At 58.9% G+C, this 12314-nt stretch carries 13 protein-coding genes; 5 read left to right on the forward strand and 8 right to left on the reverse strand.

Going from position 1 to position 12314, the window contains the following annotated elements; translation table 11 throughout:
• Nucleotides 1–90 precede the first annotated feature (90 nt).
• Nucleotides 91–1212, forward strand: coding sequence for an ABC transporter substrate-binding protein (locus WG78_RS09295; RefSeq protein WP_053937532.1), 1122 nt, complete (start codon nucleotides 91–93; stop codon nucleotides 1210–1212).
• 175 nt (nucleotides 1213–1387) lie between these two features.
• Complete coding sequence (locus WG78_RS09300; RefSeq protein ID WP_053937533.1) at nucleotides 1388–1804, forward strand: hypothetical protein; 417 nt, start codon at nucleotides 1388–1390, stop codon at nucleotides 1802–1804.
• Nucleotides 1805–2121: 317 nt separating this feature from the next.
• Here WG78_RS09300 and WG78_RS09305 read toward each other — a convergent pair whose 3' ends face one another.
• The 4 genes from WG78_RS09305 to WG78_RS09320 all read right to left on the reverse strand — a co-directional run bounded on the left by WG78_RS09305 (nucleotide 2122) and on the right by WG78_RS09320 (nucleotide 5100).
• Entirely contained in the window at nucleotides 2122–2793 is a 672-nt protein-coding gene (locus WG78_RS09305; RefSeq protein ID WP_053937534.1) for a Crp/Fnr family transcriptional regulator, read from the reverse strand.
• 115 nt (nucleotides 2794–2908) lie between these two features.
• A complete protein-coding gene (gene xth, locus WG78_RS09310; protein WP_053937535.1) occupies nucleotides 2909–3676 on the reverse strand; it encodes an exodeoxyribonuclease III in 768 nt (255 codons plus the stop codon).
• Between the two features lie 42 nt (nucleotides 3677–3718).
• Complete coding sequence (locus WG78_RS09315) at nucleotides 3719–4150, reverse strand: hypothetical protein (RefSeq protein WP_053937536.1); 432 nt, start codon at nucleotides 4148–4150, stop codon at nucleotides 3719–3721.
• On the reverse strand, nucleotides 4147–5100 hold the full coding sequence (locus WG78_RS09320; protein WP_053937537.1) for a Nudix family hydrolase: 954 nt from the start codon (nucleotides 5098–5100) through the stop codon (nucleotides 4147–4149). Before WG78_RS09320 ends, WG78_RS09315 begins: the two co-directional genes overlap by 4 nt.
• Nucleotides 5101–5212: 112 nt before the next feature.
• Between WG78_RS09320 and WG78_RS09325 the strand changes: the two genes are divergently transcribed.
• Nucleotides 5213–5665 carry a hypothetical protein gene (locus WG78_RS09325; protein ID WP_053937538.1) on the forward strand — a complete coding sequence of 151 codons (453 nt, stop codon included), beginning with the start codon at nucleotides 5213–5215 and terminating at the stop codon, nucleotides 5663–5665.
• 14 nt (nucleotides 5666–5679) lie between these two features.
• On the opposite strand, the gene WG78_RS09330 is transcribed toward WG78_RS09325, so the two are convergent.
• From WG78_RS09330 to WG78_RS09345, 4 genes are all read right to left on the reverse strand, one after another.
• Nucleotides 5680–6546 carry an ATP-binding protein gene (locus WG78_RS09330; protein ID WP_053937539.1) on the reverse strand — a complete coding sequence of 289 codons (867 nt, stop codon included), beginning with the start codon at nucleotides 6544–6546 and terminating at the stop codon, nucleotides 5680–5682.
• Between the two features lie 573 nt (nucleotides 6547–7119).
• Nucleotides 7120–7692 (reverse strand): hypothetical protein, encoded by a 573-nt coding sequence (locus tag WG78_RS09335; protein ID WP_053937540.1) that lies wholly within the window; start codon nucleotides 7690–7692, stop codon nucleotides 7120–7122.
• A gap of 18 nt (nucleotides 7693–7710) precedes the next feature.
• Nucleotides 7711–8187 carry an LEA/WHy family protein gene (locus tag WG78_RS09340; protein ID WP_053937541.1) on the reverse strand — a complete coding sequence of 159 codons (477 nt, stop codon included), beginning with the start codon at nucleotides 8185–8187 and terminating at the stop codon, nucleotides 7711–7713.
• Nucleotides 8184–8600 carry an acyl-CoA thioesterase gene (locus WG78_RS09345; protein ID WP_053937542.1) on the reverse strand — a complete coding sequence of 139 codons (417 nt, stop codon included), beginning with the start codon at nucleotides 8598–8600 and terminating at the stop codon, nucleotides 8184–8186. Before WG78_RS09345 ends, WG78_RS09340 begins: the two co-directional genes overlap by 4 nt.
• Before the next feature lie 187 nt (nucleotides 8601–8787).
• Here WG78_RS09345 and WG78_RS09350 point away from each other — a divergent pair, with 187 nt between their 5' ends.
• Both WG78_RS09350 and mutY read left to right on the forward strand, forming a co-directional pair.
• Complete coding sequence (locus WG78_RS09350) at nucleotides 8788–11076, forward strand: AsmA family protein (protein ID WP_161805090.1); 2289 nt, start codon at nucleotides 8788–8790, stop codon at nucleotides 11074–11076.
• Nucleotides 11077–11085: 9 nt separating this feature from the next.
• Complete coding sequence (gene mutY, locus WG78_RS09355) at nucleotides 11086–12132, forward strand: A/G-specific adenine glycosylase (protein ID WP_053937544.1); 1047 nt, start codon at nucleotides 11086–11088, stop codon at nucleotides 12130–12132.
• Nucleotides 12133–12314 lie beyond the last annotated feature (182 nt).

Here is a 12314-nt window from a genome sequence, read left to right on the forward strand (position 1 = left end):
CCCTCTGAACGCGAGCCGCCACTATACCATCAGCAGACATTAATCTAAGATCAGTCGCACAATTCTCAAAAAGTAATCCGGGGGCCCGTCATGTTGCGTAAGTCGCTGTTTGCATTGAGCTTGATCGCCACACCTGCTGTATATGCCGATATCGTGATCGGCGAATCTGTTCCTACCACCGGTATTGCCGCAGATACCGGCAAGGCGTTGGCGTTGGGTGCTTCTATTTATTTTGGCCGTATTAATGCGCAAGGCGGCATTAATGGCGAGCCGATTAACTTGCTCACCAAAGACGACGGCTACAACCCCATCCGCACGATGGCCAATACCCAATCGCTGATCGACAACGATAAAGCGGTGGCATTAATTGGTTATTACGGTACGCAGCCGATGCAAGAGCTGCTTAATTCAAAGCTGCTGGAAACCACCGGGATTCCGCTGGTGGGCGCATTTACTGGCGCCGATACGGTGCGTAATCCGGGCAGCCCGTATTTCTTTCAGACGCGCGCGGGCTATAGCCAGGAAATTGAAAAGATTGTCGCACTGCTAAAAGACCATCTGGGCGTAAACCGCATTGCCGTGGTGGCGCAGAAAGATGGTTTTGGCCAGGCCGGTTATACGGCGCTGAAAGCTGAATTGGCCAAGCGCAATATGCAACTGGCGGGCGAAGCGTGGTATGACCGCGTAACCGGTGATACCAGCGAAGCCGCAACGGCCATGACCAAAGTCAATGCTGATGCGGTGATCCTGATTGCGATTTCCAAACCGGCCGCCACGTTTCTGAAAAAATTCCGCGACCAAGGTGGCACGTCGCAGGTTTATGGTTTGTCGGCCATTCAATATGACGATGTAATTCGCGCTGTAGGCAAAAGCAGCGCCAGCGGTCTGGGTTTGTCGCAGGTGTTTCCGGCGCCGACCAATGCGCAGCTGAAAGTGATTCGCGACTTCCAGAAAGACGCCGAGCCTTTCCTTAAAGCCGATGAATATCCGACTTATGCGTTGCTGGAAGGTTATATGTCGGCCCGCATTCTGGTCGAAGCGCTCAAGCGCGCGGGCAAGAATCCCACGCGCGCCAGCGTTTATGCAGCGCTCAGCAATATGAAAAAGTATGATCTGGGCGGCTATACCGTGGACTTCAGCAATCCACGCCGCATTGGTTCCAACTACGTGGAACTGACCATGATTTCGCCGACGGGCACGCTCAGCCGTTAAGGCCGCGCCTGCGCAAGTCATATCCGACAGCAAAACCGGCTTCTGGCCGGTTTTTTATTGCGTGGTCGATGGGCACACTGGCTCACGTTGGGCGGCATGGCTTGAACGCCTGCCCGCCTCTATCCCCACCCGGGCTTGATCTAACCGATAAGTCCCGCACAAGGAGCACAGCAACATGAGCAAACGTAAACAGATTCTGGCCGGCAGCTTGCTGGCATTGTCTTTGTTGGGCACGCACGCATGGGCCGACGATATGGCCACCATGCAACCGCAAACCACGGCCAATGGCGCGGAATACGTCAGTGGCGGCGTGGGCGACGAAGAAATGTCGCAGCTTAAATCGGTGGAAAAAGACTACAACATGCGCCTGCTGTTTACCGGCCGCGATGGTGAATACCAATCGGGCGTAAAGGTGCAGGTGACGGATGCCAAAGGCAATGTGGCGCTGGATACCACCACCAGCGGGCCGTATCTGCTGGCCAAGCTGCCAGCGGGCCGCTACAAGGTGAATGCACAGCTGGATGACAATGCGCAGACACGGACCACCGTGGTGAACGAGCGCGGCGCGAAGGAAGTGCACTTTACGTGGTAATTGGCTGATACCAGATAGGGTGGGTCATGACCCACCCTTCAAAGCCGTTGATGCGAACCTGGTCGCATCCAGACGCGGCATTGAGTGGTGGGTCATGACCCACCCTATGGGTTTTCGTACAGGCGCATTTCGTGGCCAACGCAAGCGGCGCGAAGGAAGTGCACTTCGTGGTAAGTGGCTGATGCCAAATAGGGTGGGTCATGACCCACCATTCAAAGCCGTTGATGCAAAGCTGGTCGCATCAAAACGCGGCTTCGGGTGGTGGGTCATGACCCACCCTATTGCATTGAGTGGTGGCTAAAGGCCCAGCCAATTTGTCAGTGCGGCAGGTCTTCTGCGCGCAGCAGGCGGATATAGCCGCCCGCCAGGTCGATCAAGCCATCGTCGACCCAGGCATTCAGTTGTTTGTTCACCGATTCGCGGCTGGCGCCGACCAGGTTGGCGACTTCCTGCTGCGTCAGCTTCAGATCAATCAGCACACCGCGATCCGTTTGATCGCCATGCTGCTCGCCCAGCGAACGCAGCATCTTGCCCAGCCGCTGCGGCAGGTTCAAAAACAGCGTGTCCTGCAGCAAGTCATCCGCGCCACGCAAACGTTGGCACAGGGCGGCGATCAACTGGCGCATCACTTTCGGGTGCGATTCCAGATAATCCATCACCGATTCGCGGCGCAACACCAGCAGCTCACACGGCTCCAGCGCTTCGACGCTCGCCGAACGCATCCCGCCATCCAGCATCGCCAGTTCGCCAAAGACTTCGCCCGCCTCCAGCAGACACAGCGTAGCTTCGCGGCCGTCTTCAGTACTGCGCACAACCTTCAGGCGGCCATGCAGCACTGCAAACATCTCGTCGCCCGGCGTGCCTTGCGCCACCACGGTGGTCTTGGCGCGGACCGCGCGCAGTTCCGCGTTCTGGCCCAAACCTTCGAGTTCGTCTGCAGTCAGCTCGCAAAACAGCGTGCTACCGGACAGAAGTTTTGCTTTATCCATATGAATACAAAGGGCTGCTGGTATGAAAACCCCGCCATTCTGCACCAAATCGGCAGAACGTGTACGTTACGATGCATTGCTGCAGCAGCGCGGTGGGTACAAAGCGGCGGGCGGCTTATTCGATTGTGACGATGACCGGGGTGTGGTCGGACGGGCGCTCCACTTTGCGCGGCTCTTTATCGATCACGCAGGCTTTAAGCCGGTCTTTCAGCGCTTTGGAAATCAGCAGATGGTCGATGCGCAAACCGGCATTGCGTTTAAACGCAAACATGCGGTAATCCCACCAGCTGAATGATTTTTCGGGTTGCTCGAATTCGCGGAACGAATCGATCAGACCCAGCGCCAGCAATTGGCGAAATGCCGCGCGTTCTGGCGCGGACACCAATACTTCACCCACCCATTTGGCCGGATCATGCACGTCGCGATCTTCGGGCGCGATGTTGTAATCGCCTGCCAGAATCAATTCGGGATATTGCTTGAGCTCCGCCGCCACGTAATCAGTCAGCGCCTTAATCCAGCGCAGTTTATAAACGTATTTGTCCGATGACACCGCCTGGCCATTGACCACATAGGCGCAAATAAAGCGGATGCCGTTGACGGTCGCGGCAATCACGCGGCGCTGTTCATCGTCAAAACCGGGGATATTGACCACCACATCGTCCAGCGGCGCGCGCGAAACGATGGCGACACCGTTATATGTTTTCTGGCCAATAAAGGCGACGTGGTAACCCGCGGCTTCCAGATCCGCCTTGGGAAATGCGCTGTCTTCCAGTTTGGTTTCCTGCAGCGCCACCGCGGTCATTTCGGGATTGGCCGCGAGCCATTCCAGCAATTGCGGCAGGCGCACTTTCAGGCTATTGACGTTCCAGGTGGCAAATTGCATGGATGGATTCCGCTCGGACAAAAACGCGATTCTACCGCGTGCTTATTGGCTGACGGTATTGATCAACACCGTGATGTCATCGATCTGCAGGGTCAGTAACCAGTCGCGGCGGCCCTGGCTGCATAAGGGCAATGCGGTTTCGGCCACCCAATGTTCGCCCTGATGCACAAACTTGAATTGGTTAGGGCCCATATCCATGCCGTTCATTTGCCAGGAGGCCGTAGCGGCCTTGATGGCGCTGCCTTCCAGCGTTAAATCAACCGGATGCGCGCCACTGAGCGGCTGCGCACTGCGGACGCGATATTGCGCGCCATTAATCAGAATGCTGCAGCCGTGATGCAAATCCGAACAGCCCAGATGCAAAGCAGGCGTAGCGGTAGGCTTGCCAATGGGCAACCAGCCCTGGTTCCACGCCACAAACACCAGCACCACGACGATGCCAGCCAGCGCGGCCCAGGGCGAACGTTGCTTCATCGCCATGCCCCGGTCAGTTGCCCGATGCCATGCGCGCCATGCTGCAAGGCAGTGGGCAAATCACCGTTGGACAAGCCGCCCAGCGCATACAGCGGAAACGGCCAGCCCACATGCATCAACGCCTCAAAGCCATCCCAGCCCAACGGCACATGCTCAGCGTGGCTGTTGGTGGGCAGCACATGGCCCAGCATCGCGTAATCCACGCCGATCTGTTGTGCGTGTTGCAACTCGGTGGCGTTGTGCACCGAAGCGCCAAACCAGTCCAGCCCACGCGGACGCGCTTGCAGTTCGGCCGCGCGCGTTACGCTAACGTGCACGCCGTCGGCGCGTAATTCGCGCGCCAGATCAATATGGTTGTGCAACAACACGCGGCCACCTGCTGCGTGCACCGGCGCGATCACTTTTTCTGCCAGGGTTCCGTATTCCGATGGCGCCAGTTGCGGTTCGCGCAAAATCAGCCACAGCGGGTTAGCCTGGGACAGCCGCGCCTGCAATCGCGCCAGCCATGCGGCCTCGCCCAGACCGGCCACCTGCGACAGCGCCAGCTGCGGCGGCAATTGCAGGCCGCGCATGATCGGGCCATTGGCGGGCAGGATGGGCGATACGGTCAGTGCCCGCGCGCTTTGCCAGGCAAACTGCTGGCCTTCGCGCGCTTCAAATTCGCCCTCCCACGCAGTCACCCGGAAGAAATGCAGCCGCACCGTGGCGTGCGGATAAACAAAGCGTTGCGTCAGCCATGGGGTGGCGGCGGTCACAACGATGCCCATTTCTTCTTGTAATTCGCGTTGGAGTGCTTGCAAAGCGGTTTCACCGTCTTCAAGCTTGCCGCCCGGAAATTCCCAATATCCGGCATAGGGTTTGCCCGCGGGCCGGCTGCCGAGCAAAAACTGACCATCGGCCTGCACCAACACGCCGACTGCGACGTCTACCACTTTGGGCGCGGTGCTCATGCTGCGACCACCCGGCGTGTCGAATGAATTTGACAGTTTTCTTTGCGGCAAATAACAACTAACATCATCTGGCTTATCAACTCAGTAATAAAGCGGATCACGGCGGCTTATCGTGTCACAACAGGTTATCGAAATCCAACCAGAAACCGGCATGCGGCATTGGCAAAAAGTGCTGACGCTGGCGGCCGACGCCAGTACGGTCTGCACCATTATTGCTGCGTCGCCCGCGCGGCTTGAAGATGACGTGGCCTATGGCCTGGGCATCAACGTACTGATCGTGCGCGACGGCACGCGCTATCTGCTGCGTGGCGCGCCGATGCAGGATACTCGTCGTCTGGCGCGTTTGCTGCTGGATTGTGGTCGGCCCACGTTTTTTACCGAGGGCAAGATCAAGCCGCTGGCCGACCTGAGCCCGGCAGACGCGGCCGATTATATGATTGCCGTGCCGCCCAGCGTGCTGTGCGAACCCAACCTGCCGCGTTTTTATCAAGAATTCCAGCCGGTGCAGGGCGAGCGCATTGATCTGCTGCAAGCGCTGACCCGGCCGCTGAGCCGGGCTGGCTGAAAACTGCGGCGGGCTTAGTGCCGGCCCGCCCAATCCCGCGCAAACTGCCACGCAATCCGGCCACTGCGCGCACCCCGGCCCAACGCCCATTGCAATGCCTCGCGCTCCACTTCCGGGGTCCAGTCCGCTACGCCAAACTGCGCCAGCCAGTGCTGGGCGGCATTCAGATATTCCGGCTGGCTAAAGCCATAAAACGACAGCCACAAACCAAAGCGCTCGGATAAAGCGATCTTTTCTTCGATGGCCTCGGCAAAGTGGATTTCGTCGCCCACGTGGCGGGTTTGCTCGTTTTCGGCAAAGTATTCCGGCACCAGATGGCGGCGGTTGGACGTGGCGTAAATCAGCACATTGGCGCTGGGTGCGGCAATCGAGCCATCCAGCGCGGTCTTCAGCGCCTGATAGCCATAATCGCCTTCTTCAAACGACAGATCGTCGCAGAACACCAGGTACTTTTCTTCGCGCTCGGCCACTTGCGCCACGATATCGGGCAGGTCGGTCAAATGCGCTTTGTCGACTTCGATCAAACGCAGGCCGGTATCGCTGAACGTGTTCCACGCCGCCTTCACCAGCGACGATTTGCCGCAGCCACGTGAGCCGGTCAGCAGCACGTTGTTGGCCAGCTTGCCGTTGACAAACTGACGCGTGTTTTCCACCAGCTTGTGTTTTTGCGGCTCGATATTCTGCAGATCGTTCAGGTCGATGCGATGGATATGCTTGACGGCCTGCAGATAACCGCGGCCGTCACGCTGACGCCAGCGAAACGCGCTGGCAGACCAATCAACGGCTTCGGGCGCGGGCGGCAAGGTGGCGTCCAGCCGCTGGATCAACGCTTCGAGTTGGCCAGTCAGTTTCTCAAAATGTTCGGCAAGCGGGTGCGTCATGGCAGGCGGGTCCTGAGCTTGAGGAAAGTGAGGGAATAATCACGAAAGCATACATTTTTTGCACGCACCAGCCAGATACATCGCCCGCACCGTTTTGAAAAATTTTCCAATATGCTGTTTTTATTACGGTTTTAAGATGCGGCCGATTTGACCCTGCACCAGGCCGTCTGGTAGATTGGCAAACGCTGCACCGGCATAGGGCTGGCTGCAGACGTGGTTGTGTTAACAGGCCGGCACCGGCAGCGGTGTCCGCGCGGCAGGAGACGACACTCCTGCAACGAGGTGTCTGACAAGCAGACGCCACCTGCACATGACGTAGTTAGTGAACCCTTCTGATCAGGAGATCGCCATGCGATTCGACTTTTTTGAAGGCTTAGCGAGTACGGTCAACGATGCGTTGATTAGTTTATTCCGGGCCTTCAACCCCTCCCCCGTTCTGGATGATGCAGCAGCGAGGTCTCTCGCTCTCGAGATCGCAGAACCATTCCGGTAGCTATCGGAATGAGGTACGGAAGTTGAAGTAACAAAAAGGGCCGATCAGGCCCTTTTTGCGTCCGGCGTCTGGCTGGGCAGTCAGGGCGCTTTGTGGCCGGCCATGCAGTTTTTCAGGCTGATTGGATCTTTCTTCGCGCCGACTTCCAGCACGCAATTGCCATTGCCAAACCTGAGATACTGCGGCCCCGATGCTGCGGCTGGCGCAGCGCCTTCACCCGCCCTGGCGCCCGCTACTGCCGCGGGCGTACTGGCTTTGGTGGCCGCAGCCAACGCGGCCTGGGCCTCGGATGCCGCCGCCACGGCGGATGCCAGTTGCGCCTGCACGTCTTCCAGCTGTTTGGCGATTTCGGTGCGGCTGGCTTTGGCTTCATCCAGCTTTTCCTTGTAGCCCTTGGCCGTTTCGCGCGCGTCCTCCACCGACACATGCAAGCCGACAATCTGCTTTTGCATACCCACGCGTTGCGCCGCGCGCAAACCCAGACCAATCAGCAAACCCAGCACCAGCAGCAACAGGACCGTGGCCCCGATGCCGCCCATAATCAGCTTCTTTTTATGCACCACAAACGGCGACAGTTTGGGCGGCGGTTCATCAGCCGCCAGTTCGGCCAACGCTTCAGCCTTGATCTCGTCCTCAGACTTGGGATCGCTCATGCAGACACCGTCGGTTGGTTAACGCAGTTGTTTGGGTAGCCATTGATCGGCCGGCGGCAGTTCGCCGGTTTTCTCAAATGCGATGCCATCGGGGCGAATCGGCAGAAACAATTTGCCGGCCAGTTTGTAGCTGGGCGTCTGGTTATTGCCCATCGCGCGCACCTGGCGGATCAGCTGCGCCAGATTGCTGACCACATCAATATGCACCACCGCTTCGCCCAGCGCCGGGATGGTTACTTGCTCGTTGGAAACGCCGGTGGCCATTTCTTCGCCATTGACCGACAACGTGGTGTTCAGGCCCGAAATCGGCACGCTGATGTTGTTGGGGTTCTGGATGCTCAACGCCAGGGTAAACCGCTGTTGCAGCAGATTGGCGTCTTTGAATGCGATCCCCGCCAACGTGACCTTAGGCTTCTCGAAATCATGCGGAATGCCGGTACATGCGCCCAGCAATATCAATAAAGACAGCGCCAACCAGAGACGAAATGCCTTCATGCTTGTGCCGCCTGCGCCAGCGCGTTGAACCGATCGGCAATTTCGCCGGTCATGGCAAGGGCGCCCGGCGTTTGCGGATGCACCACGGCGATGGTCACTTCCGCCTCGGCCACCACCTTGCCGTTATCGGCGCGCACGATGCGCTGGGCCACGATGCAGGCGCGTTCTTCCAGCCTGGCCATTTCGGTTTCCACCACAATCACGTCGCCCATGGTGGCGGGGCGGCGATAATTAATATCAATGCGGCTGACCACAAGCGCGTAGCGTTGCTGCATAAACCACGGCAGATCACCATGGCTTTCCATCATGCCCCAGCGTGCTTCTTCCAGAAATTCAAGATAGCGCGCGTTGTTAACATGGCCATATAGATCAAGGTGATAACCACGCACCTTGATTTCAGTACGAAACGGCATGAGGACTCCAGTGAGTAGGCAACAAAAACACAAAAACCGAGGGCGGGCAGGCTGTGACGCTGACCACGCCAGCCCAGGCAATACGGCCGCTACAGCGTACGATCTTTGAAAAAATCCCGTCTGTTCGGGATAATCCCTAGCTTCGGTAAACATACCACATAACAAACGGCACCCTCAGCACGTGGATTTGCGCCATTCCCGCCCCTTTCGACTGACCCTGCTTCTGCTCACGTCCCTGCTCGTCCTGGCAGGCGTTGGCCCGTATTTTGTGCAGGCGGACTTTGCCCAGTCGGCGCTGGTGGCGCAGTTGCAGCGCGATAGTCACCGGACATTATCGGCCAGCCGCACACGCGTAGTGCTGCTGCCGCGCCCCGCGCTGCTGCTGCAAGACGTCAGCCTGACTGACCCCGACAAACCCGCCGTGTTTGCCCAGGCGCAGCAAATGCGCATTCAGCTTTCCATCTGGCCTTTGCTCAGCCACGGCCGCTTTGAAGTGCATCGCGTTGAATTCAAAAAGCCAGTAGTCAATATCGAACATCGGCCCGATGGCACCTATAACTTTGATGATTTGCTGGCGCAGCCCAATCAGGTGGGCAACGGCCTGCGCTTTAATCTGGACCGCGTTATTTTCAGGAATGCCGATCTGCGTTATCGCGATAACAGCCTGAACGAATCGTTCCGCGTGGCCGGGCTCGATCTGTATATGGATAACCTGGGCGACCCCAAAACCGGCAGCCTGTATCTGGAAGGCGAGTTGCAAATCGGTACGCAGCAAACGCCGCAATGGCGCGGCAAGATTACTGCCAACGCCGCCATGCGCTATCACGCGCAAGAACGTCGCCTGCTGGTGGCCGATCTTAAAACCACCATTACCCAACGCGGCGACAGCTCGCCCGCGCTCAAGCTGGCCGATGTCAGCATCACCGGCGTGGGCAATCTGGTGTATGGCTGGCAACCGCTGCGACTGACCGGTGGTGATCTGCATTTATCCGCCTCGGGTAAGCGCGCTGAGCAAAACTGGAATACCTCGCTCGATTTGCCCGAAATCAAGATCGTGGGCGATGTGCTGTCGCTAAACCGACTGGCGCTGCAGGTGGATATGCGCAGCCCCGGCAACAAATTGTCGGCGCGCATGCAGGTGCCCACGTTGTCTGGCCAGCAAGGCGGTTTGCTGCGCGCCAATGCCGCACGCATCGACTTCAATATGTCGAGCCCGGGCCAGAAAATCGCCGCCAACTTTGCCAGCCCGTTGGAAATCCAGGACGGCACGCTCTACCGCTTGCCCGATTACGTATTGAACGGCAGCTATAGCAATTCGGCCTTGCCGCGCGGCGATATCAAACTGGAATCACGCGGTCACGCCATGCTGGACTTGCGCAGCGAAACGATGAGCCTGTCCAGCCAAGGCCAGCTGGACCGCGAACAGATGTCGGCGGCGCTCACGGTCAACGACTTTGTCACACCCGAATATCACTTCAATATCGACGTCAACAAACTCGATCTGACGCCGTATCTGCCCGCTGTCACCGACGGCGCAAAACAGATCGACCAAGGTCGTGATATTGATTTTGCCTGGTTGGAACGCGCCCGCGCCCAAGGTCAGGTGCGCGTTAACGAGCTGGTGCTCAAGAATCTGCATATCGATGACCTGTCGATGAATTTTGCCGCGCACGAAGGCAAGCTCACGCTGGACCCGCTGGCCGCCACCATTTACGAAGGCCGTCTGCAGGGCCGCATGGAAGTCGACGCCAGCGCGCCCGAACCGCAAATCCGCATCCAGCAACGACTGAGCGACACCAATATCAACACGCTGCTGACCGATGTGCTGGACACCAGCCGCTTTGAAGGTCGCGGCCAGGTCGATCTGGACATCGCCGCGCAAGGCAGTTCGCTGGCCGATCTGCGCCGCACCGCCACCGGCAATGCGCATCTGCAGCTCAAGCAAGGCGCAATCCGTGGCATCGACGTGGAAGCGTTGCTGCGCAACACCAGCAAGCAACTGGCGTTGTTGGGCACGGAGGTTACGCAACCGGCCGATCAGGACGCCAAGACACGCTTTACCCAACTGCAAGCCAGTCTCAAATTGAAAGACGGCGTGGCGCGCAATGATGATCTGGCGGTGGCCACCGGCGTGGTCAAACTGACCGGCGCGGGCGATATCGACCTGGGCATTGGCGTAATCGACTACCAGATGAAGGCCGTCACTAATTCACGCGTACCCGAACTGGCAGGGCTGGCTGGTTTGTCCTTACCGATTTCGCTAAGCGGTGGTCTGGCTTCGCCCGAATATCACGTCGATTATTCAGCGCTTAAAAACCAATGGTTGGCGCGCCAGAAGGCTGCCGATGAGAAAGCGGCCGCCGAACACGCCGCGCAACTGAAGGCGCAGGCCGCCGCGGACGCCGCGCGCCGCAAAAATCCCGGCAAACCCACGCCCTCCCCGACGCCAGCGCCAGCCACTGCGCGCAAACACTAAGCGCCCTCAATGACCGAACCGTTTTCCCAACGTCTGCTGCGCTGGCATGCCCCGCACGGCCGACACGACTTGCCATGGCAAGTGAATGATCCGTATCGCGTATGGCTGTCGGAAATCATGTTGCAGCAGACGCAAGTGATTACGGTGATTCCGTATTACGCGCGCTTTCTGGAACGGTTTCCTGATATCGCCAGCCTGGCCAATGCGCCGCTGGACGATGTGCTGGCGCTGTGGAGCGGCCTTGGCTATTACACGCGCGCTCGCAATCTGCACGCCGCTGCGGTGCAGGTGCGTGATCGTTTTGCCGGCGTGTTTCCGCGCTCGCCCGACGACATTGCCAGCCTGCCCGGCATCGGACGCTCCACCGCCGCCGCCATCGCGGCCTTCAGCTACAACACGCAAGCGGCGATCCTCGATGGCAATGTCAAACGCGTGCTGTCGCGTTGGGCCAGCATCGAGGGCAATCTGGCCAGCAAAGCCATTGAAAACAGCATGTGGGCGCTGGCCGAAAGCTTGCTGCCCGCCGCGGCCGACATGCCGGCCTATACCCAAGCGCTGATGGACCTGGGCGCGACGGTCTGTACCCCGAAAAAGCCGGCTTGTCTGGCCTGTCCATTGCAGGATGATTGCGTGGCCAAGCGCGAAGGCCGCCAACTGGAATTGCCGTGGCCCAAGCCCAAAAAAACGCTGCCCGAGCGCGAAACCGTGATGCTGTTGCTGCGCGGCGACGATGGCCGCCTGTTGCTGGAGCAACGCCCGCCATCCGGCATCTGGGGTGGTTTGTGGAGCCTGCCCGAAGTGGCCACCACGCTGGAAGCCGAGGCCGCCATGTTGGCGCGCTTTGGCGTACGCATCGAAACCGATGCCGCCTGGCCGCCGCTGGTGCATATCTTCACGCATTTCCGCCTGACCATCACGCCACTACCGGCGCGCGTGACCGGCGTTGAGGCACTGGCCGAAGGCGGCTTGCGCTGGTTTAGCCCGCAGCAGGCGCTGGCGGCTGGCATCCCCACACCGCTGCGTCGACTCCTGTTACAAGTCACTGATTTAGCGTGAATTTGACGCATTTTCTCAGTAATCGCCCGACAAGCTTACGAAACAAGCTGACAAACAGCGCGCGCGCGCTCATCATTCCGGCCTAGTATTACCGTTCGCTGATCCAGCACCCGGATCGGCTTACCCCGGCCACAAGCCGTCAGCACTTCTATCAGCACCCGGATTGCCGGTTCCCAGGAGGG

The organism is Amantichitinum ursilacus (assembly GCF_001294205.1).
GTDB lineage: Bacteria > Pseudomonadota > Gammaproteobacteria > Burkholderiales > Chitinibacteraceae > Amantichitinum > Amantichitinum ursilacus.

Excerpts from the sequence above, each read along its gene's own strand:
- WG78_RS09295 (WP_053937532.1), top strand. The coding sequence starts at position 91 with ATGTTGCGTAAGTCGCTGTTTGCATTGAGCTTGATCGCCACACCTGCT.
- WG78_RS09300 (WP_053937533.1), top strand. The coding sequence starts at position 1,388 with ATGAGCAAACGTAAACAGATTCTGGCCGGCAGCTTGCTGGCATTGTCT.
- WG78_RS09305 (WP_053937534.1), bottom strand. The coding sequence starts at position 2,793 with ATGGATAAAGCAAAACTTCTGTCCGGTAGCACGCTGTTTTGCGAGCTG.
- xth (WP_053937535.1), bottom strand. The coding sequence starts at position 3,676 with ATGCAATTTGCCACCTGGAACGTCAATAGCCTGAAAGTGCGCCTGCCG.
- WG78_RS09315 (WP_053937536.1), bottom strand. The coding sequence starts at position 4,150 with ATGAAGCAACGTTCGCCCTGGGCCGCGCTGGCTGGCATCGTCGTGGTG.
- WG78_RS09320 (WP_053937537.1), bottom strand. The coding sequence starts at position 5,100 with ATGAGCACCGCGCCCAAAGTGGTAGACGTCGCAGTCGGCGTGTTGGTG.
- WG78_RS09330 (WP_053937539.1), bottom strand. The coding sequence starts at position 6,546 with ATGACGCACCCGCTTGCCGAACATTTTGAGAAACTGACTGGCCAACTC.
- WG78_RS09335 (WP_053937540.1), bottom strand. The coding sequence starts at position 7,692 with ATGAGCGATCCCAAGTCTGAGGACGAGATCAAGGCTGAAGCGTTGGCC.
- WG78_RS09340 (WP_053937541.1), bottom strand. The coding sequence starts at position 8,187 with ATGAAGGCATTTCGTCTCTGGTTGGCGCTGTCTTTATTGATATTGCTG.
- WG78_RS09345 (WP_053937542.1), bottom strand. The coding sequence starts at position 8,600 with ATGCCGTTTCGTACTGAAATCAAGGTGCGTGGTTATCACCTTGATCTA.
- mutY (WP_053937544.1), top strand. The coding sequence starts at position 11,086 with ATGACCGAACCGTTTTCCCAACGTCTGCTGCGCTGGCATGCCCCGCAC.